The organism is Ruminiclostridium hungatei, from assembly GCF_002051585.1.
Classification (GTDB): Bacteria; Bacillota; Clostridia; order Acetivibrionales; family DSM-1351; genus Ruminiclostridium; species Ruminiclostridium hungatei.
Genome location: NZ_MZGX01000020.1, coordinates 35,099 through 59,428, shown reverse-complemented (window position 1 = coordinate 59,428; position 24,330 = coordinate 35,099). Strand labels below are relative to the sequence as shown.

Sequence of the window (24,330 nt, the reverse complement as noted above, 5' to 3'; positions counted from 1 at the left end):
TTGATATTATAAAACTCTTTTGTCTATTACTCTTTTTGCCTTGCCTTCGCTTCGTTGAATGGATTTGGGTTCCACCAGCTTTATTTTGGCACTGATACCCAGAGTACTTTCAACCTCCTTCTTTATCTTTCTTTCAATATCCTCAAGTTTTTTAACTTCATCAGAGAATAGCTGAGGAGTAATTTCCACCTGGATTTCAAGAGTATCCAGGTTGTCCTTCCTGTCAACTATGAGCATGTAATGAGGAGCAGTTTCACCTATTGAGAGCAGCACGCTTTCAACCTGGGACGGGAAAACATTCACACCTCTTATTATAAGCATATCGTCGGTTCTTCCCGTCACCTTGCTCATCCTGACCTCTGTACGCCCGCACTTGCAGGGTTCATAATTCAGGGAGGAAAGATCTCTTGTCCTGTATCTGATCAAGGGAAGACCTTCCTTGGTTATTGTTGTAAATACAATCTCCCCCTGTGAACCTGCCGGCAGAACCTCTTCGGTTTCAGGATCGATTATTTCGGGAATAAAGTGATCTTCAGGAATGTGCATGCCGCATTGGTATTCACATTCACAGGCAACTCCCGGCCCGATTACCTCACTGAGTCCATAAATATCTATGGCCTTGATTTTAAGTCTTGCTTCAATCTCTCGCCTCATGCTTTCAGACCAGGGTTCAGCGCCGAATATACCGGCTTTGAGCTTGAGGTCTTCAGGCCTGATGCCCAACTCCTCCATTTCCTCAGCCAGATACAGGGCATATGAGGGCGTACAGGCAATATGAGTAGTTCCGAAATCCTGCATAAGGGACAATTGCAATTTAGTATTTCCCGAGGATGTGGGGATGACTGTGGCACCAAGGTATTCTCCCCCGTAGTGCGCTCCAAGGCCTCCGGTAAACAGGCCGTATCCGTAGGATACCTGTAAAAAGGATTCCTTTCCCGCTCCGGCTCCCGCAAAGGTACGGGCCATAACCTCCGCCCAAACCTCTATATCATTTTTAGTATACCCCACAACCGTTTTTTTACCGGTAGTACCGGACGATGCATGTACTCTTATGATTTCACTCATAGGTGCGGCAAACAGCCCAAAGGGATATGTATCTCTCAAATCCTGCTTATAAGTAAAAGGCAAATGCTTCAAGTCGTCCACCGACTTGATATCTCCTGGCAGAATTCCCGCCTTGTCCATTTTCGCCTTGTAGTGAGGCACGTTGTTATATACCCTGGTAACTGTTTTTATGAGACGTTCAGTCTGGACCCGCCTCATTTCGTCTTTGGACATACATTCGTATTTTTCATTCCAATAAGACATAATACTTCCCTCCAAGTTTCAGATATTTAGTTTTCCAAGGGGGTTCATAAAACCACCCTTTTGTATATTTCGCCAAACATCCCACCCGGAATGGCTTTCAGGGTTTACAGCAGCGCCGCCCCACACAAAAGCAATCGGCTAAAAATCTTAAAAATTTATATTTCTATTTATGATAGTTATATCCTTCTTCAAAAGCCTTAAGGTTTACTTCCAGAACCTTTGCCGGAACAACCTCGTGTATTGCATCCACAAATATCTCCCTGTCAATCCCGGTAAGACGTGCCATTACACCTAGAAGTACAATATTTACCGCTTTCTGCGTACCGCAGCGGCGGGCAATTTCAAGTGCATCCAGTGAATATATGCTTAAACCGGCTTTTAAGGTATCCAATATATTTTCCGGATATTTTGCCTTGCCGATTATTACGGGCATGGGGTTAATCTCCTGTTCATTTACAATCATTTTACCGCCCTGCTTGAGGTAACCGGTCCATCTTAAAGCCTCCAGCTCTTCAAAGGCAATTACCAGGTCTGCCTCACCCTTTTCTATCAAAGGAGAATAAACCTTCTTTCCGAATTTTACATAGGTAACAACACTGCCGCCTCTCTGGGACATACCGTGAACCTCGGATACCTTTACGTCAAAATCCAATTTCAATGCAACCGTGCCAAGGATTCTGCTGGCTAACAAAGTACCTTGTCCCCCCACTCCCACTATCAAAAGATTTAATTTATCCATAATTATTCACCTGCCCTTTCTATTGCACCAAAGCTGCAAATTTTTGTACAAAGCTTACAGCCAACACACAGAGCAGGATTTATTTCCAGATGATCTCCTTTGTCAACAATGGCAGGACATCCGATTTTCATACAGACTCTGCAGGTCTTGCACTTTTCACGGGATATTTTCTGTGTGCCTTCGAACCTGACATTTTTTAACAGTGCACATGGTCTCTGGGATATGATAACCGATGGCTCGTCCGCATCAATTTCTGCCCTCACCACCTTTTCAAACTCTTTCACATCAAAGGGATCAACGATTGTGACCCTTTCAACTCCAACAGCCTTGCACAGCAATTCCAAATCCACCTGTTTGGTAGGTTCACCCTTTATTGTAAAGCCTGTGGTAGGATTATGCTGATGGCCTGTCATACCTGTTATGGAATTGTCCAGAATCAGAACCGTGGAATTTCCTTTATTATATACAACATCTATCAAGCCTGTAATACCTGAGTGAATAAAGGTGGAATCTCCTATGACGGCTACAGTCTTCTTTCTGAAATCCCTTCCCCGCGCCATTTCCAATCCATGAGCAACACCTATGCTGGCTCCCATGCAGATGCAGGTATCCATACATTCATTGGGAGGAAGTGCTCCTAAGGTATAGCAGCCTATGTCTCCGCTGACGTTCAGCTTGAGCTTCTTAAGCACATAAAACATACCCCTGTGAGGACAGCCCGGGCACATAACCGGCGGTCTTACGGGAATCGGTTGTCCGGCGGCAGGCTGCACAGCCTCGCCCTTTATGTCGAACAGCTTTTCAGAAATCAACTGGGCGCTGAGTTCTCCCATTACAGGCAGCTTTTGCTTTCCTATGACCTTTATACCCATTTTTAAAATCTGGTTTTCAAAGAAAGGTTCCAATTCCTCAACAACATAGAGGGTTTTAACCTTGAATGCAAATTCCGAAATCATTTTCTCGGGAATTGGATGCACCATGCCTATTTTCAGCACCGAAGCGCCGGGAACAGCTTCTTTTACATACTGATAGGAAATGCCGCTGGTTATTATTCCAATGTCTTCACTTCCCATCTCAATTCTATTTAAACCGCTGGTATTTGAGAAATCTCTCAGAGCCGCCATTCTCTTTTCTACTTCAACATGTCTTTTTCTGGCCATGGCAGGCATCATAACATACTTATCAGCGTCCTTTACGTAAGCCTTGAGCTTGATATCCTCTTTTTCTCCTGTCTCAACGGCACTTTGAGAATGGGATACCCTGGTGGTAAGCCTGACAATTACCGGGCAATCAAATTGCTCACTGATTTCAAAGGCATACTTGACAAAATCCTTGCATTCCTGGCTGTCGGACGGCTCCAGCATGGGAACCTTTGAGGACCTTGCATAGAATCTGCTGTCCTGTTCGTTCTGAGAACTGTGCATACCGGGATCATCAGCCACCATAACAACAAGTCCGCCGTTTACACCCGAATAGGAAACAGTAAACAGTGGATCTGCAGCAACATTCAAACCCACGTGCTTCATTGAGCATATAGCCCTTGCACCTCCGATTGATGCACCTATGGCTACCTCCAGAGCAACCTTCTCGTTTGGTGACCATTCGGAATATATTTCGTCATATTTTGCTATGTACTCAGTAATTTCAGTACTGGGTGTACCGGGATAAGCCGCTGCAACCGCACAGCCAGCCTCATATGCCCCTCTTGCTACAGCTTCATTGCCAAGCATGAGCTTCTTCATCTTAACCTCCATCCGCGTGGGTTCTCCACGCTTAATTCAAAATAAAATAATCTAAAATTCTCCATAATTACCGAAAATTTTAGAGAAATTTTAACAAATTATAGTGCTAAACCATAATTATTATTATAATGGATTTTAACATACAGGTTCAACAGGAAAATTTCCGGCTCTGTAAAAAAGTTTTCAAAATTTTAAAAAAGTCAATTACCATCAGCATGGAAAGCCGACGGTAATTGACTTCAGATATGAGGTGTACAGCTATTTCAACTAATCGTCATAGATAATTTCAAGTTTGATTTTGTCGTAAACATCCTTTGAATTTCTTGACAGCATGTAAGGTGACAAGAGAATAATTTCAATCATATTCGCCCTGTACTTCTTACTTTTTTTACCCTCTTTGGGATACAGCTCGTAATCTACCACATTCTTTAAGATAATGGGAACCATTACCCCCCTTTTATCTATAAAATTCAATTCAAGTGTTTCTATCTTTGAATCCTGGCGATTTGTCCAATAGGGTTTGTAACCTATTGCTATGAGCTTTCCCTCTATTCCGAGATCCATACTTCTCAGAGTGCTCTGATTTCTCAGCATATCTGAAAACAGGTTTTTCAGCCTGTCAATATCCATATAGTCCAAGTGCCTTCCCCCCTTAGAAAGCTATAAACGCTCTATGATATATTATGTTGTGTAAACATAATATGTTACCCTCTATTAACAATGTATACTACGTTTTTGAGCGGCGAATTTACCCTTGGGCTACGTTGAAGCCGTTTGTAAGGCACAAAACCTTCCTTCGCGACTTCGCCTTGCCGCAAGCCAAATTCTCTCTCTCAAAGATCTCCGACCTCACACCGAGATATTTTGGCAGTTTTCGAGGCGGATGGACGCAGCCTTGCTGATGCAAGGCAAGGACGACAACAAAGAAAAGTGGCAAAATAGCCGGTGTGAGGCGTGTTATACATTGTCAATAGAGGGTACAGTAGCTTATGCCCGGATACAGGGTCTTGGAAAACATAGTGACTCAAATTGATTTAAGTTAAAAAAGATTGGAGATTATATATGGTATATACAACATTTTGTGATATAATTCTATGATGATAAAATACAAAACTACAAATGAGGTCATTTAATGAACACAAGAAAGTTTACTTATATAACTACCATAATTTTGGGGATGTTTCTTTTTGTACTTGGAACGGTTTTTATGTTTTACATAAATAATGTAGCTCCCGAACCGGGCTCCAGCGCTCCCATACCACAAATCCTCAACGGTCTTACCGGCACGAAAAAGAATGATCCCATGAATTTTCTCATACTTGTAGGCGACAGGTCCAGCGGCAATACCGACTCAATGATGGTTGCAAATTACAACCCGGATTCAAAGCAGATAAGTATCGTCACCATACCAAGAGATACAAACGTAAAATTGATAAACAATATACTGCCCAAGATAAATGCCGCCTATGCAGCAGGCGGCCGCAAGCATGAGGGTGCGGTGTATGCTGCGGAAAAGGTCAGCAACCTTACGGGTATAAACATAAACTATTATGTCCACATAAATATTTCTTCCATTAAGAAAATCACTGATATGCTTGGGGGAGTCAATTTTGATGTCCCTGCCGATTTAAGGTACAGAGACCCGTCTCAGGATTTGAACATAGACCTGAAAAAGGGTTATCAGCTCCTGGACGGAGACAAGGTTGAGCAGTTGCTCAGATTCAGGAAACCCAATGAAAGATTGTATACCAAGAGTGAACTTAAGGAATTGAGACAATTTTACGATGGCAGCGATATAAAGAGAACAGAAATGCAGGTTAAGTTTATCAAGGCATTTATAAGCCAGAAACTTAATATCCAGTATCTCCCCAAGTTCAATTCGGTAATAAACTATGCATTTGAAAACATTATTACCAACCTGACCTTAAGCGATGCCCTGAAACTTGCCTCAGGCGTTATAAATATTTCGGGCAGCAGCTTCAATTCCTTCAGACTGGACGGAGAGGACAGGATTATTAATGGCGGCTGGTTCTATATCTATAACGGCAAAATGATTAATATTGACACAAAAGAATCACTGCCCTCTGAAGAAATAGTTTCTGCGTATTTCAAATCCGTTGGAGGTATAGCTACACCTACGGATTTATACGTACCCAGTGAGCAGGACGAAGACAGCAGTCCTGCCACCAACAGCAAAAACCCGGCAACAGTAAAAAATCCATCTAATGCAGAGACGGATTCCAAAGGTACGGGAAAAGACAAGCCTTAGCTATTAATTATGTCTCGGTGATTTTTTGACGGCAACGGCTGCTTTTGTTATAGATGCTATGACATCAACCTCAAACTGGTTTCTGAGAGAATTGACCTTTGAGTACAGCTCACCTTTTTCAGTTACTATGTATTTGGGCGGCAAGTCATTTAAAGCAAGAGCAGCTACATCCATTACGCAAAGTTCACACTTGCACATGTCCATATCTTCAAGAACACCTCTTAAAAGATTCAGGACCACTTCTTCCATGTAATTTTTTAAAGTAACCATTTCTGGCCCTCCTTTGGAAACTCTACTTGAATCTTAACTCTGTGAATTACCCCGCTGCATAAATTATCCAATATTTGTATTCGTTATTTTTTTTCTAAATCCTCTATTTCGACTATAAGATTTAAAATTTTTGTGGCCTGACTTCTGGCCACGGCCTTTCCCGTCCATATTTCAAAAGCTGAAATACCCTGGTTTATCAGCATCCCAAAGCCATTTCTGATTTTGCAGCCGCATTCCTCCGCCTGTTCCAGGAAGCGGGTCTTCACAGGTGTATAGATTACATCATAAACCAATTGCTGATTTTGAAAGGTAAAATTGCGGTCAAAGGGTGTTTTTGTCTCATATGTACTCATTCCTGCAGGAGTGGTATTGATGATTATGTGGCTTTCCTCAAAGCTCCTTGCGAACCCGGGAGCATCCGGAGTAATACCGTCTATGACATTTCCGTAATTGTTTCTTACCAGTTCAACGATATTCTTTGCGTTTTCAAGGGTCCTGTTTACAATTGTCAATTTCTCCGCTCCCTCGGCGGCAAGTTTTATGGCCAGCGCCCTTGCGGTTCCTCCGGCTCCCAGCAGCACTATCCTTTTGCCTTCAAAACCCGTTTCAAAAGAGTCTTTAAAGTCCCTTGAAAAACCTTCCGCATCAGTATTATACCCCTTCAGCCTGCCGTCGATGTTTTTAACGGTATTCACCGCTCCCATGAGCAGAGCATCATTTGAAACATCATCCAGGTATTTTATGATTTCCTTTTTATAGGGAACAGTAATGTTAAAGCCTGAAAAATTCTGCGCCCTCATGCCTTCCACTGCTTTTTGAAGGTCACCCTGCCCCACGTGGACAGGCACATATATAGCATTTATATTAAATTCATCAAATAGTGTGTTATGGATATAAGGAGATTTCGTATGCTCCACCGGACAGCCAATCAGTCCGAATAATGCGGTTTTGCCGTTGACAGTTTCATTTAGCCTCATGTTGGCTCCTCCTTAATAAATGCAATTACTTTTTATATCCGGTGTACCTGGCTTTTTCCATTGCCAGTCTGTTTCGTTTCCAGAGTTCCCTTCTCTTAAGCTGATGTTCCAGCTTTTTCATAAAACCGGAAAGTATTAGTTTTTCCGGCCATCTTTTCAACCTTACAAACAGAATTTCCTTTTTATCTATAGGTTTTACAAGAATTGTGAGCATATTTGCCTTGTTTCCGCCGTGTATATCGGTAAATATCTGGTCTCCCACAACTGCTATATTTTCAGGCTCAAGTCCAAGTGTCTCCGCAGCCTTCAGAAATGCTTTGCCTGAAGGCTTATACGCCCTGTGGATGGCGGTAACCGCTATGTCCTTGTTAAATCTGACCACTCTTTTTTCAGTGGCATTTGACAATATGCACACTTTAAAACCTCTGGACTTAAGCTCTGAAATCCAGCCTGAGGCATTTTCATCGGCATCCTTGCTGTGCATGGGTACCAGAGTATTATCTATGTCCAGAAGCAAACCTTTTATGCCTTTGTTCTTCAGCATATCCAGGTCTATGTGCCTGATACTGTCATAATAAAAGTCAGGGTAGTACTTTTCAATCATTTGTTATTTTCCTCCATGTCAATTAATTTATAATAACAAAAGAATTGCTGCCACACAAGCTTATATTTCTCTATTTAATATCTATTATCAGTAACTTTGTTCAAATTAATTCCGAGGTTAATGTATATCTTCAAACATAATCATACGGTTTTCAATGCATATCCTCAGGTCGAGAGTCCTTACCTGGCCGTCTTTGAATCTGACCCGTGCGGTCATACTGTTTGGCTCCATTGATACGATGCTGCCCTGCCCGAACTTCTTATGAATTACTCCCGCTCCTTCAGAAAAGCCTTTTTCAAGTTCATTATTGAATAGTCTGCACACCTCGGATATAAATACGGAGGCTTGAAGATTTTCGTGGTTTGAAGCAGAAGGATAAACCAGGTAAAGTTCCTGTCTGGCCCGTGTCATTCCCACATAGAAGAGCCTTCTCTCCTCCTCCAGCACGGACATGTCCTTCAATTCCACCGCCTTTTCCAACAGCTTGTCCCCCGGAAGTTCACTGTTTATAAGGTCTATCATGAATACACAGTCGTATTCCAGGCCCTTTGAGGAATGCAGGGTACTGAGCGTAACAGCCGCACCGCCCCCTGCGCAGGCTGCTGCATTATTCCCCTCAAACAGCCTGTCCAATTCAGCCAGCCTGTCCAGAAACCCGACAATACTGCTACAGTTATAGGCGATTTCCTGCAAGATTTCAAAAAGCCTGTAGTTATATTCACAGGAAATACCCATAAGCCCGCAGTACTCCTTGACACTTTCCAAATATTTAAAGTTGTTTTTAATGTATTCCAGCGCATTCCAGGGTCTTTTTTCTGCCAGTTGTGCAAATTCCAGCTTGACTGCCTGCAAGCCTTCCAACTGAAAGGGCTTCAACTCTATTCCATCCATAATACAGTCTATGACAGGCCGGTTTCCGCTTCCGGACAGCGCACACTCAAGCATGGCTTTTGATATATACCGGTTCATTCTGTAGTATATCTTTGAAAAGGCCTCAACATCCCGAGGGTTCAGTGCAAAGTGCAAAAAGGCGGTTATTTCCTGGACCAGCCAGTGCCTGAAAAAGTGCAGCTTGTTCTGGCGGATTTTGAACCCTATACCGTTTCTTTCAAGCAAATCCGCCACCAGTATGGAGGACAGGTTATTCCTGTATAAAACGGCTGTATGGAAAGGGATATCCCCGGAGCTATTTCCGCCCTCCTCCAGCTTGTCCAGTATGAATTTCAGTTGTTCCCTCTGGCTCCTGGTCTTGACGGTTTCAGGTTCCTTACCGGACGCATTTACCGCAGCATGGTTTTTGTCATACCTGTTCTTGTTCTGCCTGATAAAGCTGCTGCTGAGCCTTACAATATTTCCTGCGGAGCGGTAATTGCGTTCAAGCCTGTAGATGCTGCACTGTCCGAACTGTTTTTCAAAATCCAGAATATATTGGGGCTCGGCACCTCGAAAGCCGTATATGGACTGGTCGTCGTCAGCAACTATGAATACATTGCCGCTCTCTGCCGACAGAAGTCTTATCAGCTCAAACTGTATTTTTGAAAGATCTTGAGCTTCATCTACCTGGATATAGGTATATTTATTCCTGTAATAGGCCAGCAGCCGGGGATATTTGGTCAGTATACTGAAAGCATAGGTCAGCATATCGTCAAAATCAATCAGCAGATTGCTTTTTTTGTAGTCCTCATAAGCCCGGTATACCTGCGGAAACCTTTTTGTGTTGAAGCCCAGTCCTTCAAACTCCTTTATCAGGCTGTTTTTCACCAGACCTATTTCATTTATCAGGTTTTCCAGTTCATCATCATTTATTCTGGAATTGTTGATTTTCAGGTAAATATCTTTCAACAGCTTGTGTTTGCCGGTTTCCTGCTCACTGCCTTCTATCCTTTGGAGCTTTCGTCCTTTCATTCTTTCATATTCCCTGACCACCCTGTTGCAAAAACTGTGGAGCGTTGCAAAGTGAACCTTCTCAGAAATGTCAGAGCCATACAGCCTGCCAAACCTCTTTTCCATCTCCTGCTGGGCAGCTTTGTTAAAGGTCAGGGTAAGTATATTCTGAGGCCTTATTCCTGCTTCTTTTATAAGAAAAGCAGCTCTGGCGGTTATGACCGTTGTCTTTCCAGAGCCCGGCCCCGCCAGTATCAGCGCCGGACCTTCTCCATGTCTTACAGCTTCCCTTTGCTCGGAATTCAACCTAATATTATATTTCCTGTCTAATGTATTAAAAAAGTCCAAGTTAACCTTCCAGTCCTCTTTCAGTTATTTTACCCCATTGTGCACCATCCAGAATTGCTGCAGCTTTTTCTGCAGTTCACGGTTGTTTCTCACATTGCTGCCATGCTCCCAATGCTTTGGAAACAAGCTCCTATAGTTTCTTTGTGAAAAGCGCTCATCCACCAGCAGCACCACACCCCGGTCATTCTCCGAACGTATGACGCGCCCGGCAGCCTGGAGCACCTTGTTCATACCCGGAAACATATAGGCATTTTCATAGCCCATACCATTCTTTTTCTGAAAATATTCCATTATTATATCCTGTTCAATGCTTATCTGGGGAAGCCCCACACCTATGACAATGGCACCTATCAACCTGTCGCCCTTTAAATCTATTCCCTCCGAAAAAATTCCTCCCAATACTCCGAAACAGACCATGGAAGAGGCATTGGAAGGCTGAAATCTGCTAAGGAATACTTCCCTTTCTTCCTCGCTCATTGCACTTTCCTGCACGAAGGTATCCAATTCAGGATATTTTTCCGTAAATCTGCCGTATACCTCATTCATATATTTATAGGAGGGGAAGTAAACAAGGTAATTGCCCACACGAATATCAACAGCCGCCTTTATAATTTCAACAATGGAATCATAGCTGTTCTCGCGGTTTTTGTACTTTGTGGATACGGTGTCCTGCACCAGCAGGCAAAGCCTGTCTGTATCAAAGGGGGAGCAAAGGTTTATATTATAATCCTCCCCATGGCCTCCCAGAATATCCATAAAATAACCAAGGGGTGTCAAAGTCGCAGAAAAGAAGACCGCGGACTTTCCTCTCTTAACGGCTTCCCCCAGCAGATATGAGGGATCCACGCAGAAAAGCTTTACTCTTACCTCGCTGCCGCTTGTCTCAATGAAGGTTACATATCTTTGATCATAAAATTCCGATATTTTCAAAAAGGCTATTGCACTGAAATACACTTCCAACAACTGATCAAAACCTTCTATCCCCTTGTTCTGGTTCTTTACTATCCACTCCTCCGCCTCTGTCACAAAACGGTTCAAAAGCTTGTACAGGTCGCCGGGTTCCTCCCTGTTTATCATATAGCCTGTCTGCCCGCACTGTTTTCTCAGTGAAATCATGCAGGTATTTATATTGCTAAGCGACCGGGCTATTTGGGGCTGATGCTTCTTCATATTCTTTTTAGCCTCATAAAAAGCCGTCTTTGATATTTGTGCAGAAAACATCTCCCTTGCCCTGTCTACAAGATTATGAGCCTCATCTACCAAAAAGGTATAATCCCCTTCGTTGTTCAGGAAAAATCTTTTTAAATAAACTCTTGGGTCAAATACATAGTTGTAATCACATATGACACAATCCGCCCAGAGAGAGATATCCAATGCAAACTCAAAAGGGCATACCCTGTGCTTTTGAGCGTATTCTTCAACTATCTCCCTTGTGAAAACCTGGGATTTTTCCAATATGTCCGTCAAGGCTGCGTTGACCCTGTTATAATGTCCTCTGGCATATTCACAGTGGTCTGGATTGCAGTTTACCTCACTGCAGAAACAAATCTTTTCCTTGGCAGTGAGGGTAAGGGTACGAAATTTCAGTCCGACCTCCCTCATTTTTGAGAAAGCCTCTTCGGCAACCTGCCTTGTTATGGTCTTTGCAGTCAGATAAAAAATCTTTGAGATATGCTGTTCACCAAAGGCTTTTACCGCTGGGAAAAGCGTAGAAATAGTCTTTCCTATTCCTGTAGGGGCCTGCACAAAAAGCTTTCTGTCCTGCATTATTGTTTTGTATGCCGCCACGGCCAGTTCTCTCTGACCCTTGCGATATTTTTCGAAAGGAAATTGAAGAGTCTTGATGGAGCTGTCTCTCACGGAATTCCAGGCATCGGACATCCTGGCCCAAACCAGGTAACTGTCCAGAAGCTGCTTTATGAAGTCCTGCAGTTCATTTATTTCATAAGCCCTGCGGATTATCTTCTTCTCTTCCGTATCTATTTGAAAATAAGTGAGCTGAACGAAAATATCCTTGATTTCATTTTGAACACAATAAATAAAGGCATAACATTTAGCCTGGGCCCAGTGAAGCAGGCTGAATTCTTCATCTATATATTCCAGCGGCCTTGCTGTTGACTTTATTTCGTCTATGACGATTCCTTCAGGTTCTGAAATAATCCCGTCGGCACGGCCCTCAAGCTTTATGCTGAAGCCGTCTGTGAGATAGTCGTAGGATAGATATACTTCTTTTGTATACCTGTCTCCGCTTTCCTTTTGAAGCTTCTGATGAATCTTGGTACCTTCCAGCATCCGGCCGGAGGATACAAGCCTGCTGTCTATATCTCCCGATCTCAATACCAGTTCCACAAGATTTCTGATTGAAATTTTTATCTGAGCTTTTTCCATAGTTTTTCCTTAAAGTTTAATAAAAGGTTTTACGGTAATCCGGGCTGCTTTTCAGTGTTCTTCAGTGCTTTTCAAGGTAACTGCCACAAGCTCGGGAGGATTGAACATCCTGGGCACCGGCGCATTGTTTCCCAGCCCTCTGCTGACAATCATGGTCGTACCCTCGGCGTTCCACCTGCCGTCGGTAAAATCGGGAAACCACCGCTGCTTTTGCTGAGGAGAAACCAGTCCTCCAATAAAGGGAAGCTGTACCTGACCTCCGTGCATATGTCCTGAAAGCACCAATTGAAACCCTTTGCCCTTGATAAGCTCGAACATGTTTGCCCTGTGGTAAAGGAGTATATTAAAGCCCTCTCCCGGCTTGAAAGCCCCCAGCTTTTCCTTCAGGTAAGCCTCAGCCATAAGGTCATTCCAGCTATTGGGGTCCCGGATGCCAAACAGCATAATACCTGCACCGCCCCGCTGGAGAAGAAACTGCCGGTTGTCCAAAAGCTGTACTCCCAGATTCTCCAGCATTTTTTCAAAGTCCTCAAAACCATTATACCAGACATCGTGATTCCCCGACACAAAATACACCGGAGCCACTTTAACAAGTGCTGCTGCCAATTCCTTAACCGGTTGTGTGTTTATCCTGTCTTCATCAATAAGGTCGCCTGTTATGGCAATAATATCAGGCTTTTCCTTCACAGACTTCTGAATAAGTGCCTTTGTTCCTCCATGAAAAGTGCCTGTATGAAAATCAGATATCTGAAGTATTTTAAAACCGTCAAATTCGGCGGGTATGCGCCTGGATTCCAGCATGTAGTGTGAAACGCCTATAACTGTGGAAAAATAAACCAGCGCAAACACAAGGCACAGATTTGACAGCAGAATAATCAATGCAGTAATTCCGGAATTTATTTTCTTTTTGAGTTTGGGCTTTACAGCCTTTGAAAAAATAAAAACTGCGAGATTCCATATAAATGTCAGCAGAAGTAGAGTGCTGGCAGGATTTATCCCCCTCATATTTCACCTTTTTAAATAAAAATACATACTATAATATATTTTGCAGGCTCCGAAGTCATACGAAAAAACATAATAAAGTATATAAATAAAGAAAAATTTCAATAGGCAAAAGCTATACCAGACTGTCCAGTTCCTCAAGGGAAAGGGTAATATCCGCCGCCTTCAGGCAATCCTCAAGCTGTTCCATATTTGTACAGCCTATAATCGCCGACCCGCTTAGCCTGTTATCCATAACATAATTCAACGCAACTGCGGTTTTGCTGTAGCCCTTTTTCTGGCACAGCTTTTGCAGGTTGTTAAACCGGTTGATATTCTCAAGAGTCAAAAATTTCTGCAGCTTGGCGGGAATTAACTCAAGCTCCGCATCAGCTTTTGAATACAAGCCGTTTGCCTGAGAGGAATAGGCCATTACAGGAAGCCCCAGCTCCAGATACTGCCGGTACTCCTCCGGATTCATACATACCATGGTCAGGTCGTTGAAATTATGGGGAAAGCATTCTGCAAGACTCCATTGAATCTGTGAAATCACAAGCCGAGGCCTGTTGTTTTTATCAGCATATTCGTTGGCTTCCTTTATTCTTGCACATGTCCAGTTGGACACTCCCACGGCCCTGGTTTTTCCCTGCCTGACAAGCATATGCAAGGTATCCATCACCTCATCCACAGGTACATTTATATCATCTCTATGCAAAAGAAATATATCAACATAATCAGTCTGAAGGGTTCTCAGGCTTTCGTCCAAATCCCCTGCAAGCTCTTGCCGTGACAGACGTGATTCACCGGTAACTGCAGGATACCCGCCTTTTGTGGCCAGTACGATATCTTTTCTGCAGTTTCTGGATCTCAGCCATTGTCCTATTGTCCTTTCGCTGGCGGAATGGCCATTTTCAAGCCAGTCGCAGTATACCCTGGCGGTATCAAAGGTATTCCCCTCGGCTTCTGCATACTTGTCCATCATTTTAAAGGACTGCCGTTCATCAAGGATTGTGCCGAAAGGTATTCCTCCCAGGATAATTCTGGACATTTTTATTTTATTGTTTTCCACATCATTTATCTCAAAATATTTCATCCGGATAGGCCCCCTGCATATGTAAATTTTCGGTTCCTATTCTTTTTATGTTACTTTATATGTAATAAAAATTCAAGCCTGTTAAGAATTTTCCTAACAGGCTTGTAGGCTTTTTACACTTTAGACGCTTGCGACGGGAGTAAATGTTGAACAGTCGGTATCCTGTGAATTTGAGGCATTTCTTGGATGAACCTCAATCTTGTCAGCAGTGCAGTAGTCGCCTTGCATGTGATAGCTGCAGGTGTTGACAATACATTTGATTCCATGGTTCGGTTGATCCATCTTCTTAGCTTTCATTTTATATTCCTCCAGAATAAATAAATTATTTTTCATAAATATTATCTGGATAAGTGAATTTTTTATTCTTCCTAAATTAACCTGTTGGGATGATTAATTTCATATTTCTATATGCAAGCATTTATTTGAAACTCGTCCGGGAGTAGGTAGCGTCCAGGCTTTTTGCATGTTTAACCCATTCTGACTAACTCAACAGGTTAAATTATGCAAATAACAAAGCTTCTCCTACCTTCTGGCCTTCCCTGTTATGTGCTCTATGGCGATTTTCATAACCTTCGTCTTGTCCATATCCTTTTTTATATATTCAATACCCTGCTGGACAAATCCGCCTGAGTATTTTTCAACAAGAGCCAGCAGAGCTGCTTCCTTTTCTGCTCCTGAAACCTCGGTACAGTTTCCGAAAGCTATTGCACTTATATATCTGTAGCTGAATTTGTCAGGAATCGGCTCGGAATTGCCTATGACACAAAAGGAAACCTTGCTGTTAAAACCTATATTATCAATTTTTTCACCTGCCTGAGCACAGTGAAAATAAATGCCCTTGTCCAATAAAACATGGTTCAGGGGCACTCCATAAGCGTATCCATTTTCCCCGGTTGTGGAAAGCACACCGTATTGTGCTTCCTCCATAAGCTTCAGCGCTTCATCACTGCTGACCTGTCTGTCGTTTCTTCTCATTTCTCTGAACATGACTCCATCCTCCGCTGCAACAAATTTTATATTTAAATTATTTTTTTAAAATACCTTTTTCAATGGAGCTTTCAATCATTTTTCTGGCAAAATTCCAAAGTTCGGGCACATGCTGCTCCAGCAGCCTGTTTCTCTTGAGAACCTTCTCACTGGTTACTCCCGGCTTCTGCCAGGTATGCCCGGCGGTGTTAAAATTCAGCAGCAGAGGCTGAAGCCTGTCCATACATGCAGCAAATCCCGCCTCCGGAGTTTCAAGCTCCTCAAACTCCCTCCAGAACTCAAAAATTTCCTGTGCCTGCTCCTCCGGCAATATGCCAAACAGTCTCTGAGCCGCCTTTTTCTCCCTTTCGGCTTTATCCTCCAGACCCTTTTCATCATAGCAGAAGGTGTCTCCCGCATCAATTTCCACCAGGTCATGAACAAGTATCAGTTTCAGTACTTTGAGCATATCCAGGTTTTTTTCTGTTGAATATTCAGACAGCAGCATTGCCATGACAGCCATATGCCAGGAATGCTCCGCATCGTTTTCATTTTCAGTAGTCCCTATAACTACATTCTGGCGGAAAATCCGCTTCAGCCGGTCAATCTCCGTAATAAACCGCATCTGCCTTTCCAGGCGCTCCTGCCACATTATTATCTCCTTTATCATTCCGTATTATAAAGTACTGCCGCATTCATTCATAAATCTCATTATACTACAAACTATAATAAAATAAATAACCAATAGTGCGATTATGTAGCCTATTCCTATAACAGGGATTAAGGCCATCACCGGTGCCAGGAGAGTTCCCAGTTGGATGAATAAATAATGCCGCCATTGGCTGCCGGCTTTTTCAGCGATGGAACCCAGACCTTTACTGCCAGCAACCTCAATAATGCCCTGGAAAAGGAAATAGGCAAACGCTATGCTCAAGGCTATACTCACAAGAGCCAAGGGTATGGACAACAGCCCAAGGGAACCCAGATTGACCGGGCCAAAATATTCATTTGAAGGCCTTTGATACAGGTCAGATATTGAAATCACCAACAGGGGCAGGTTAAGGTAAAAAGCCTTTCTGAAATGCCCGCTTAAGGCTATTATGGCATAGGTACCGAAGGCAAAGAGAACATAGCCGGCAATATCAGGCAAAATATCAAAGCCCTGTATCCGGAAATCGATAAATAGGAATAAAAAAGCAAAACCGATCATATTAAACGCACTTTTATTCATGTCTGAACCTCACTTATAAACTAATTTGTATTACAAATTTAATATTTATCTTCTGGTTTTGTAATTTCATTGGTAGTAAAATTACATTTGTTATTATATTCTAATTGTGGTACATACTTCAACCATATTTTAAACTTGCGGAGGTAATGCTTTAAATGAAAAAATATGTTTTTACTGTAGTTGCAATAATACTTTTACTGCTTACAACGCCAGCCCGTATTTGTGATGCGGAACCTGCCTCCGAAACCTCCGGGCAGGACAGCACAGCTCCCTCAGGTCAATGGCTGATAGACAAAGATAAGTCTTCAAGCAATCTTAACAGCATAACCTTTTTTAAAAACAAATTATATATTGCCGCAGGCAGCAGAGGAACAGTCAGGACCTCCTATGACGGCATGAGCTGGGAAACCAATACCGGGCTCCTCTCCAGGTGCAGCAGCCAGCTTGCTGATGTGGCCTGTTCAGAAAATATAATAGTTATAGTTGGCGATGAGGGTACTATTCTTTACTCTGCAGATGGTTTCAAATGGACTGTCGTCAAGCCTGTTACCAATAATTCCATCAAAAAAATCATATATGGAAAGAAGCTTTTTATCGCCTTTACCGAGAAGCCGGGTGAAATTCTTTCGTCCAGGGATGGACTTAACTGGAAGGTATCTTCCACCGGAGCCAAAACCACAGTAAATGATGCTGTTTTCAACGGCAAAGTATTTGTAACAACAGGTAGTGCTGGAGAAATCTGTACTTCACTGAATGGTCTCCTCTGGCAGGTAAAAACAGTTAAAAACCACCCGTCTTTCAGCAAAATAGCCTGGAATGGACAGATGTTCATCACTATAGGCATAAACACAGTTAACACCAATGATTCCGTATATATCTCCGGAGTGTATTCGGCAACCTCAAATAACGGCTATAACTGGACTACAAAAAAGCTTTCAGAAAAAAGCATGAAAAAAGCTGAAAATTTCATTGATTTCACCTCCTGTGAGAATATTATCTGGACAGGCAGTGACTTTCTCATTTCCCTGTTGGAATATAAAGGTATTCTCGGTTTTCCCGACTGCAATCTTTCTATCTATAAAACCTCAGATGGCGAAAAAATCATCAAAACCGGCAGTTTGTCAATGGACTCCTATACACAGTCCTGCTTAATGGTACATACAGGCAGCTCATATATCCTGGTCTCCAACAGCTTTTACCGTCCGGGCTATTTTTACGGGCCGTTTATCTACTCCTCCGCCGACGGTACCGCCTGGAAAGAGATTGCTGCTGAAAGTTCCATGGATAATTGCGTAAGGGATATTATATGCAATAAACAAAACATCATCAGCATCGGTGATTGCGGAATTATAAGCAGTTCATACGACGGAGGGACAAACTGGATAAAAACCGGCGGAGCTGTGCATATGCCACAGTTTTGGGATGGAAAGAACTTTATTTCAATTGACGCAGACAACTGTGTACATACCTCAAAGGATGGTTTAAGCTGGGTAAAGCAAAACAAACTGCCGGATGAAATATGGTCATCCAATCTGAGGTGGACGGGTGAAGTATATACCACCTATAATTACAGTTCATTTTCCGTTTCTAAAGACCTTGTGGACTGGGAAACAACGAAAATTGATCCGGCAAGCCGGCTGTACATGGACATTGGAAATATTAATGCCTTCACCGTCCACAAAGACAGGTATATAGTCTCCGGACAATTGGGTACGGCAGTATCTTCAGATAAAAAGAACTGGGTAACCAAAAAGGCTCCAAATGCCTACGGAAAAATAGTGGTTGGACAAAATAACTACATAGCCTGCAATGCGTATGGAGATATTGATTTTTCAAATGACGGGCTGAACTGGAAAAGGATACATATAAACGATTACAAGGGGAAAGCCGCATATGTGCTTTATGACAAGGAGCATTATATTTTTATCGGTGCAGACGGCACAGCCTTCCAATCACCTGACGGTAAAAACTGGACTGAGTTTTCTGAAGGAGCCCTTGAAAATATCCGCTCCATAATTTGGACCGGCAACAGCTTTTTAGCCGGCACTGCCGATAATCTTTACAGCTCCGGAGACGGCGCATCCTGGCAAAAGGAAAGCCTGCCCATAGCTATCTATTATCCTGTCTTTTTTGCCGGCGGAGGCAGAGCCTTTGTATATTGCAACGGGGTTTTCCTTTACAAGGATATAAATTAACCTGTAAGCAGGATAAGTCAATTTTACGGCTGTAATGCCACCCGTGAAACTCTCATCCTGCTGTTGTAAATTACAGGCTGAAATTATCCAGGTATTCCTGCAGTCTTGTATAATACTTTCCAACATGGACACCGTCAACCAGCGCATGGTTGACCTGCACCGAAAAGGGCAGCAGGATTTTGTCATTGAGAGTAAAGTATTTCCCCCAGGACAGCCTTGGCACCGAGTCATTCCTATTCAGGTGGAAGGTATGGGATATATGTGTGAAGGACACCCAGGGAATGCAGGTAATGTACACGAAATCATCCCTGCCTGCATTTTCTTTTACGGGAAAATATTCTGTCTGTGCTCGGGCTTTTTCATCAGCCACTCTTGCAAATTCCCGTATATCCTCCCTCAACTCTGCGGTAACAAGCTTGAAAAGTTCTTCCTTATCCTTTAAATAGGTAAAGGACGGAGTCAGCTTCTCATGCAGCACAACCCTGTCCTCACGTATCCTGTAGCGGAAATTGATTATTTCGTTTGCAGTTTGAGTTGCAGCATGAATCATTGAATAATAAAACGGAAGTCCTTTTTGCTTTACCAGGCTTAAAAAACTCGTTATGTCAATATTGGCACAAATATTATATTGAGCATAATCCGATTTGTGGAAAAAATTAAAATGTTCTTTTCTCGCCCAATTGTCAATATCTATAAATTCCATGCTGGCTATCCCTCCTGAATCCCTTCTGAATTTCTTCTCAATACTTTCTGAATTTCTTCTGAATATCTTAAACATGTTTTACTATTGGTTGAACAGCCTTAAAGCTCTTTCATACAATTCATTTGCTTCCATGAATTCCACCTTCTCAGGAAAATCGCCGCCGCAGGAACAGGCCACCATTTTGAAGCCCGGCTCCACAAAATACTTTTTAAAGAAATAAGCAGCCGCCTGGTATTGTGAATCCAGCCTCACAGACTTCTCCCCTATGTTGACTGAAAAGGAGTCCAGAGGTATTGACAGACCCCTGCCTATTGCCTTGATATAGCTTTCCTTGGAAGCCCAGAGCTCATAGAAAAATTCTTCCCTGTGAGCCTCCTCCTTACTCATAAGACTTGCAAACTCCTCTTTTGAAAAGAATCTTTCCGCAATCCTCAAATCAATTGGCTTTATCTGCTCCACATCTATCCCCACCGGACTGTCAGCCAGGGCACAAACCACCCACCGGCCCGAATGGGAGGTATTATACTGGATACCGTCATAGTTCGCCAGGAATGGTTTACCGTACTCATTTGCACTGAAAAGCAGTTCCTTGTTTTTCACCTTCAGTCTGTCACACACCAGATATCTTACCAGAATATCGGAAATCAAAGTTCTGAGGGCATCCTCATATTTAAAAAACCTGCCCACCCTTTCACGCTTTTCAGCAGCTATACAGGTGAGCAGCTCATCATATTTGTTTTTTTCAAAAGTATAGTCCAGTCTCACAGCATAAATTTCCAGCATATCTACTGCTCATTTCTCTTATTAATTGACAGGACAGAATCCAGCCGCTGCTTGTCTTCTCTTATGGGAAACAGTTTCCGGACTCTGTTGCTTTCCTGTATATCCATTGTCTGAACCACTGCAGCTTCCTGAAAATTGTCCGGAACACCAGACACATTGCCCCAGGGATCAACAATACAGCTATTTCCGGCAAATCGGGTCTTGCCGTCCATTCCGCAGCGGTTTGCGGCAATGACATAGGACTGGTTTTCAATGGCCCTTGCTCTAATGAGGGTATTCCAGTGCTCCTGACGGGCAAAAGGAAAAGCCGAGGCCACCAGCAATGCGTCACAACCCTCCTGGAAATACTTCCTGCCTAATTCCGGAAATCTTATGTCATAACATATCATAACCCCAAATTTAATGCCGTCAATGCTAAAAGTTGTCGTTTCAACACCCGGTTCAAATATTTCTTTCTCCCTGCCCAGCGGAAAAAGGTTTACCTTTCTGTACCTGTCCACCATAGTTCCCTTATTGTCAAATATAAGCGCGGAGTTATGGTATTTATCGTTGAGTTTCTCCAAAACTCCGGCCACTATGTACATGTTCAAATCTTTTGAGAGCCGGGAGATTTCATCAGCAGTCTCATTATAATTGTATTCCAGGCCTTCCAGCGCATCCAAATCATAGCCTACATTAAAAAGCTCAGGCAAAACCGCCAGTTCAGCCCCTGCAGCTTTGGCTTTTTTCAATAAAACTCCGGCCTTTTCAAGATTTGCCTTTACATCACAGCACCGGCAGTCCATTTGAATTGCCGCCGCTTTCATAATATCACCCATGCGTCACCTGCCGTCTTTATAAAATAAGCGTTCCGTAATAAGTAATAGCACCGTTCCTGTAACTACCGTTCCATACCATCACTGTTCCCGCTTCCCTGTTTCCGCCATATCAGCGGTTTAATAAAATATTATTAATTGTATCAGTAACACTTTCCATATCCTCCACAATGAAAAAATGCCCGCTGTCAAAGCCATAGACCTTGCATGCCTTCATGGAAAACCTTTCAAAGCCCTGCATATCCTGTTCCGTCATATCATCCTTTTTACCGTAAAATGCAGAAATATCACAGTTCAGCTTGCTGTCCTTCTGCAAAAAGGAATGGGTTTCAATAATCCTGAAATCATTTCGTATTATAGGCAAAAAAATGTCCATCAGTTTTCTTTGCGCCAATATTTCCTCCGTCATTCCACCATATTTCTTCACTTCATGGAGAAATCCTTCATTGGGCAGCTTGTGATATGCCGTAGCCTCTTTGCAGTCATCAGGCGGTTTCCTCCCTGAAAAGAACAAGTGTATCGGAGGTGGCAGCTTATTTTCATGAATTTTATATGCCAGTTCAAAAGCTATCAGACTGCCCATGCTGTGACCAAAAACCGCATAGGATGTGTCTTCGGTTATTTTATCTTTCAACTGTTCGTAAACATCTCTCACTGCTTCTTCAATATCCCTGTACTGGTCGCTGGCGAACCTTTTTCCCCTTCCGGCCAGCTCCAGCGGTATAATTTCAATAGCCTCGTTCAAGTATGGTTTCCACTTTCCATAAACTGTTGCAGAGCCTCCTGCGTATGGGATACAAAATAATTTTATGTTTTTCATCCAATCACCTGCTAATGTTATTTAAACTAGATTGCATTTAAAAGGTACTAACGCCAAAGTTCTTTATGAAAAATTTTCCGTCTTCAGCATTATATTTCATATAATAACATTTTACCAGAAATTTGTAAAAACTGTTTGTACTTATCTTACAGGTTTCTTTTTAAATTTTATAAGCTCCTTTATGTCATTGATTTCCTCCGGTTTCAGCACCCTGTAATAGAGCCAGCCACCCTCTCCGCAGGGATAGCGTTTTTCCCATATTTCAACGGTTCTTGGCAAAAAGTCCGCCAGCTTTTCAAGCACCCTTGCCACCTCCTGCTTGCCTATCTGAAAAAACACTGTAAATGCTCCATTTTCAGGAAACATGTAGCATAAGGTTTTGCTCCTGTGCCTGTACCGTACACCCCAGCCGTAGCTGTTGCCAAAGGGAAAGCGGATTTCAGCCTCGATGTCATAGGAGCTTCTGAAAAACTCGTCAAGTATTTTCCAGTGCTTTTCTCCCTCCTTGCCAATCGTGCTGAAAATATCCTCCATGGAAGGCTGTACTTCCTTTATCAGCATTCGCTCATACAATTCTTTTCACCTCTTTTTTAAATATACGTATTCATTACCGCAATAGCGGTTAAATTTAAAAATAACAAAAAACAAAAATACAAAATATAAAGATTCAATAAATGCAAATAAAAAATTCAAATAAAAATGCATCGCAATTTATCCACCTATAATTATAGCGCACCAAATATGACAAGTGTGGTCATATATATTTACAATACAGCCATTTTGTGAAAAAATATGAATATCAGATATTGAATTAATGGCTTTATAATTAGTGGCTTTATGAAGAGAAAAGGGGGTTAAGAAGGGGCTTAAAAGGGTTTATAATGCTTTATATTGTTTGGGTTATTATAACAGCAATTTCAGCCATCTGGGGCATTGCGGAGTATTGGCCCTGCTATGGTTATTCAGATATTTCCATGCCGTTATTTACCGACTTTACCACAATAGCTGTTTTCCTGCCCTGTTATTTTATTCTGTGCTGGCTGTGCATTCATTTTATATATTGCTATTTGGGAAATTTCAGGCTGAAAGCAGCTATTGTAGCATACTTTTCAATAATAGCTTTTATTTCTTCTCTTATTTTTCTGGACATTTATTCTTTGCTGATCAGAGTTTTAGTTTCCTTTTCAGCGGCTACAGTAACCTTCATTTATTACTTTGTAACTGTTCTTTTGTATAATAACAGCCCCTTCAGGAAGCCGGGTTAATGTGAATCCGGACTATTTGGGTACTGATTATTTCCCGGTTTCAGTGGAAGTAGCCGCTTCTGCTTTTTCGTCTTTAATATTTTTGATTTCTTTTTTTATTGCATCAACAACAGAGTCTTCTGGCACGCTGTCGTTAATTATCTGAAAGTCATTGCTTTTTCTGGTTTTACCATTCACTATGAGCATACTGCCCTGCTGGGGATTTATTGGAGAGGCAGGAGTCTTATATTTATATTCATCACTATCAAAAGTTTCTAAGAATAGAAGTCTGTTCTCTCCATCCTTAAAAAATTCAATTCCTTTCTCAATACGGAGAAATCCGTTATATAAACCACCAATTTGCTTAACTTTAATAATGTCACCTTTATTTATATTACCTTTTATAACTTTTTCCACGCGGAATTCTGATACAGTATAAATGTCTTTCGTTGAGTCTCCTATTTGAAGTTCCTCGGGAGCATTTACCTTAACAACCCTTCCAATGAATATTAAATCAGCTATTGTTGCAAGCTCTTCACCATTTTTGTAATATGCATATGATGCATAGGACATTATTTTTGTTGGTTCATTATCTGTATTATTGGTGTTGTCAGTTGATGAGGCACGCGAAATATTGCCAGAGGATATGTCTGAAAAAACCTCAATAGGTCTTTGATTAAGAAATATAAAAGCAGATACAAGAATTAATGCTACAGCCAATAAAGAAAGTATTATCCTTTTTTTAATTTTCATATAATTAATTCCTTTCGCTGGCTCAATGCAATGAAGAAGGGTTGCTTTGAGCAATTATTTTGTTATAAGTTATATGGATTCGATACGCAACAAAATACAGAGCGTGAGTGCTCAATCTTTACTCTTTTTTAAACACCTCCAACTAAAATAAATTTACCATGATGGCCAGCCTCTATTTACTGCATCAACATCATACGTTTGAGGTGTAAATTATATC

Annotated in this window: 24 protein-coding genes; 3 read left to right on the top strand and 21 right to left on the bottom strand. The window is 42.1% G+C overall.

What is annotated here, in order from left to right; translation table 11 throughout:
* Positions 1-6: 6 nt before the first annotated feature.
* The 4 genes from CLHUN_RS14690 to CLHUN_RS14675 all read right to left on the bottom strand — a co-directional run bounded on the left by CLHUN_RS14690 (position 7) and on the right by CLHUN_RS14675 (position 4,428).
* A complete protein-coding gene (locus CLHUN_RS14690) occupies positions 7-1,308 on the bottom strand; it encodes a phenylacetate--CoA ligase family protein (RefSeq protein WP_080065388.1) in 1,302 nt (433 codons plus the stop codon).
* Positions 1,309-1,471: 163 nt separating this feature from the next.
* Entirely contained in the window at positions 1,472-2,047 is a 576-nt protein-coding gene (locus CLHUN_RS14685; protein ID WP_080065387.1) for an indolepyruvate oxidoreductase subunit beta, read from the bottom strand.
* 2 nt (positions 2,048-2,049) lie between these two features.
* Positions 2,050-3,789, bottom strand: a complete 1,740-nt coding sequence (gene iorA / locus CLHUN_RS14680; protein WP_080065386.1) for an indolepyruvate ferredoxin oxidoreductase subunit alpha — start codon at positions 3,787-3,789, stop codon at positions 2,050-2,052.
* A gap of 267 nt (positions 3,790-4,056) precedes the next feature.
* Positions 4,057-4,428: a hypothetical protein gene (locus CLHUN_RS14675; RefSeq protein ID WP_080065385.1), complete on the bottom strand. Its 372-nt coding sequence runs from the start codon at positions 4,426-4,428 to the stop codon at positions 4,057-4,059.
* Between the two features lie 493 nt (positions 4,429-4,921).
* Between CLHUN_RS14675 and CLHUN_RS14665 the strand changes: the two genes are divergently transcribed.
* Complete coding sequence (locus tag CLHUN_RS14665; protein ID WP_080065383.1) at positions 4,922-6,058, top strand: LCP family protein; 1,137 nt, start codon at positions 4,922-4,924, stop codon at positions 6,056-6,058.
* Positions 6,059-6,061: 3 nt separating this feature from the next.
* On the opposite strand, the gene CLHUN_RS14660 is transcribed toward CLHUN_RS14665, so the two are convergent.
* The 11 genes from CLHUN_RS14660 to CLHUN_RS14610 all read right to left on the bottom strand — a co-directional run bounded on the left by CLHUN_RS14660 (position 6,062) and on the right by CLHUN_RS14610 (position 16,800).
* Entirely contained in the window at positions 6,062-6,328 is a 267-nt protein-coding gene (locus tag CLHUN_RS14660; protein WP_080065382.1) for a late competence development ComFB family protein, read from the bottom strand.
* 83 nt (positions 6,329-6,411) lie between these two features.
* Positions 6,412-7,305 (bottom strand): shikimate dehydrogenase, encoded by an 894-nt coding sequence (aroE, locus tag CLHUN_RS14655; protein ID WP_080065381.1) that lies wholly within the window; start codon positions 7,303-7,305, stop codon positions 6,412-6,414.
* Between the two features lie 25 nt (positions 7,306-7,330).
* The gene (locus CLHUN_RS14650; protein WP_080065380.1) at positions 7,331-7,909 is read right to left on the bottom strand and encodes a YqeG family HAD IIIA-type phosphatase; all 579 of its coding nucleotides are present in this window, start codon (positions 7,907-7,909) and stop codon (positions 7,331-7,333) included.
* A 117-nt stretch (positions 7,910-8,026) separates the two neighbouring features.
* On the bottom strand, positions 8,027-10,141 hold the full coding sequence (locus tag CLHUN_RS14645) for an ATP-dependent helicase (protein ID WP_080065379.1): 2,115 nt from the start codon (positions 10,139-10,141) through the stop codon (positions 8,027-8,029).
* Between the two features lie 24 nt (positions 10,142-10,165).
* Entirely contained in the window at positions 10,166-12,529 is a 2,364-nt protein-coding gene (locus tag CLHUN_RS14640; protein ID WP_080065378.1) for a helicase C-terminal domain-containing protein, read from the bottom strand.
* A 51-nt stretch (positions 12,530-12,580) separates the two neighbouring features.
* Entirely contained in the window at positions 12,581-13,534 is a 954-nt protein-coding gene (locus CLHUN_RS14635; RefSeq protein WP_080065377.1) for a metallophosphoesterase, read from the bottom strand.
* A gap of 112 nt (positions 13,535-13,646) precedes the next feature.
* Complete coding sequence (locus CLHUN_RS14630; protein ID WP_080065376.1) at positions 13,647-14,603, bottom strand: aldo/keto reductase; 957 nt, start codon at positions 14,601-14,603, stop codon at positions 13,647-13,649.
* 120 nt (positions 14,604-14,723) lie between these two features.
* Complete coding sequence (locus tag CLHUN_RS14625; RefSeq protein ID WP_080065375.1) at positions 14,724-14,900, bottom strand: DUF1540 domain-containing protein; 177 nt, start codon at positions 14,898-14,900, stop codon at positions 14,724-14,726.
* 225 nt (positions 14,901-15,125) lie between these two features.
* Positions 15,126-15,590 (bottom strand): pyridoxamine 5'-phosphate oxidase family protein, encoded by a 465-nt coding sequence (locus CLHUN_RS14620; protein ID WP_080065374.1) that lies wholly within the window; start codon positions 15,588-15,590, stop codon positions 15,126-15,128.
* Between the two features lie 37 nt (positions 15,591-15,627).
* Complete coding sequence (locus tag CLHUN_RS14615) at positions 15,628-16,221, bottom strand: HD domain-containing protein (RefSeq protein ID WP_080065373.1); 594 nt, start codon at positions 16,219-16,221, stop codon at positions 15,628-15,630.
* 24 nt (positions 16,222-16,245) lie between these two features.
* A complete protein-coding gene (locus tag CLHUN_RS14610; protein WP_080065372.1) occupies positions 16,246-16,800 on the bottom strand; it encodes a hypothetical protein in 555 nt (184 codons plus the stop codon).
* A gap of 155 nt (positions 16,801-16,955) precedes the next feature.
* On the opposite strand from CLHUN_RS14610, the gene CLHUN_RS14605 reads away from it, so the two are divergent.
* The gene (locus CLHUN_RS14605) at positions 16,956-18,995 is read left to right on the top strand and encodes a beta propeller repeat protein (protein WP_080065371.1); all 2,040 of its coding nucleotides are present in this window, start codon (positions 16,956-16,958) and stop codon (positions 18,993-18,995) included.
* A 70-nt stretch (positions 18,996-19,065) separates the two neighbouring features.
* On the opposite strand, the gene CLHUN_RS14600 is transcribed toward CLHUN_RS14605, so the two are convergent.
* From CLHUN_RS14600 to CLHUN_RS14580, 5 genes are all read right to left on the bottom strand, one after another.
* Complete coding sequence (locus CLHUN_RS14600; RefSeq protein ID WP_080065420.1) at positions 19,066-19,698, bottom strand: chloramphenicol acetyltransferase; 633 nt, start codon at positions 19,696-19,698, stop codon at positions 19,066-19,068.
* A gap of 81 nt (positions 19,699-19,779) precedes the next feature.
* Entirely contained in the window at positions 19,780-20,481 is a 702-nt protein-coding gene (locus CLHUN_RS14595) for a 4'-phosphopantetheinyl transferase family protein (RefSeq protein ID WP_080065370.1), read from the bottom strand.
* Between the two features lie 2 nt (positions 20,482-20,483).
* The gene (locus CLHUN_RS14590) at positions 20,484-21,299 is read right to left on the bottom strand and encodes a nitrilase-related carbon-nitrogen hydrolase (RefSeq protein WP_080065369.1); all 816 of its coding nucleotides are present in this window, start codon (positions 21,297-21,299) and stop codon (positions 20,484-20,486) included.
* Between the two features lie 109 nt (positions 21,300-21,408).
* Positions 21,409-22,116 (bottom strand): thioesterase II family protein, encoded by a 708-nt coding sequence (locus CLHUN_RS14585; protein WP_080065368.1) that lies wholly within the window; start codon positions 22,114-22,116, stop codon positions 21,409-21,411.
* Positions 22,117-22,257: 141 nt separating this feature from the next.
* Entirely contained in the window at positions 22,258-22,689 is a 432-nt protein-coding gene (locus tag CLHUN_RS14580; RefSeq protein WP_080065367.1) for a DUF3788 domain-containing protein, read from the bottom strand.
* Between the two features lie 308 nt (positions 22,690-22,997).
* Between CLHUN_RS14580 and CLHUN_RS14575 the strand changes: the two genes are divergently transcribed.
* Positions 22,998-23,381: a hypothetical protein gene (locus tag CLHUN_RS14575; RefSeq protein ID WP_080065366.1), complete on the top strand. Its 384-nt coding sequence runs from the start codon at positions 22,998-23,000 to the stop codon at positions 23,379-23,381.
* A gap of 27 nt (positions 23,382-23,408) precedes the next feature.
* Here the strand turns inward: CLHUN_RS14575 and CLHUN_RS14570 are convergent, their stop codons facing one another.
* A complete protein-coding gene (locus CLHUN_RS14570; protein WP_080065365.1) occupies positions 23,409-24,113 on the bottom strand; it encodes a hypothetical protein in 705 nt (234 codons plus the stop codon).
* Positions 24,114-24,330: the final 217 nt, after the last annotated feature.

Coding starts and splice junctions, on each gene's coding strand:
- CLHUN_RS14570 (WP_080065365.1), bottom strand. CDS start 24,113: ATGAAAATTAAAAAAAGGATAATACTTTCTTTATTGGCTGTAGCATTA.
- CLHUN_RS14595 (WP_080065370.1), bottom strand. CDS start 20,481: ATGCTGGAAATTTATGCTGTGAGACTGGACTATACTTTTGAAAAAAAC.
- CLHUN_RS14625 (WP_080065375.1), bottom strand. CDS start 14,900: ATGAAAGCTAAGAAGATGGATCAACCGAACCATGGAATCAAATGTATT.
- CLHUN_RS14635 (WP_080065377.1), bottom strand. CDS start 13,534: ATGAGGGGGATAAATCCTGCCAGCACTCTACTTCTGCTGACATTTATA.
- CLHUN_RS14640 (WP_080065378.1), bottom strand. CDS start 12,529: ATGGAAAAAGCTCAGATAAAAATTTCAATCAGAAATCTTGTGGAACTG.
- CLHUN_RS14605 (WP_080065371.1), top strand. CDS start 16,956: ATGAAAAAATATGTTTTTACTGTAGTTGCAATAATACTTTTACTGCTT.
- iorA (WP_080065386.1), bottom strand. CDS start 3,789: ATGAAGAAGCTCATGCTTGGCAATGAAGCTGTAGCAAGAGGGGCATAT.
- CLHUN_RS14620 (WP_080065374.1), bottom strand. CDS start 15,590: ATGTTCAGAGAAATGAGAAGAAACGACAGACAGGTCAGCAGTGATGAA.
- CLHUN_RS14585 (WP_080065368.1), bottom strand. CDS start 22,116: ATGAAAAACATAAAATTATTTTGTATCCCATACGCAGGAGGCTCTGCA.
- CLHUN_RS14600 (WP_080065420.1), bottom strand. CDS start 19,698: ATGGAATTTATAGATATTGACAATTGGGCGAGAAAAGAACATTTTAAT.
- CLHUN_RS14590 (WP_080065369.1), bottom strand. CDS start 21,299: ATGGGTGATATTATGAAAGCGGCGGCAATTCAAATGGACTGCCGGTGC.
- CLHUN_RS14615 (WP_080065373.1), bottom strand. CDS start 16,221: ATGTGGCAGGAGCGCCTGGAAAGGCAGATGCGGTTTATTACGGAGATT.
- CLHUN_RS14630 (WP_080065376.1), bottom strand. CDS start 14,603: ATGAAATATTTTGAGATAAATGATGTGGAAAACAATAAAATAAAAATG.
- CLHUN_RS14685 (WP_080065387.1), bottom strand. CDS start 2,047: ATGGATAAATTAAATCTTTTGATAGTGGGAGTGGGGGGACAAGGTACT.
- CLHUN_RS14650 (WP_080065380.1), bottom strand. CDS start 7,909: ATGATTGAAAAGTACTACCCTGACTTTTATTATGACAGTATCAGGCAC.
- CLHUN_RS14575 (WP_080065366.1), top strand. CDS start 22,998: ATGCTTTATATTGTTTGGGTTATTATAACAGCAATTTCAGCCATCTGG.
- aroE (WP_080065381.1), bottom strand. CDS start 7,305: ATGAGGCTAAATGAAACTGTCAACGGCAAAACCGCATTATTCGGACTG.
- CLHUN_RS14610 (WP_080065372.1), bottom strand. CDS start 16,800: ATGAATAAAAGTGCGTTTAATATGATCGGTTTTGCTTTTTTATTCCTA.
- CLHUN_RS14665 (WP_080065383.1), top strand. CDS start 4,922: ATGAACACAAGAAAGTTTACTTATATAACTACCATAATTTTGGGGATG.
- CLHUN_RS14690 (WP_080065388.1), bottom strand. CDS start 1,308: ATGTCTTATTGGAATGAAAAATACGAATGTATGTCCAAAGACGAAATG.
- CLHUN_RS14660 (WP_080065382.1), bottom strand. CDS start 6,328: ATGGTTACTTTAAAAAATTACATGGAAGAAGTGGTCCTGAATCTTTTA.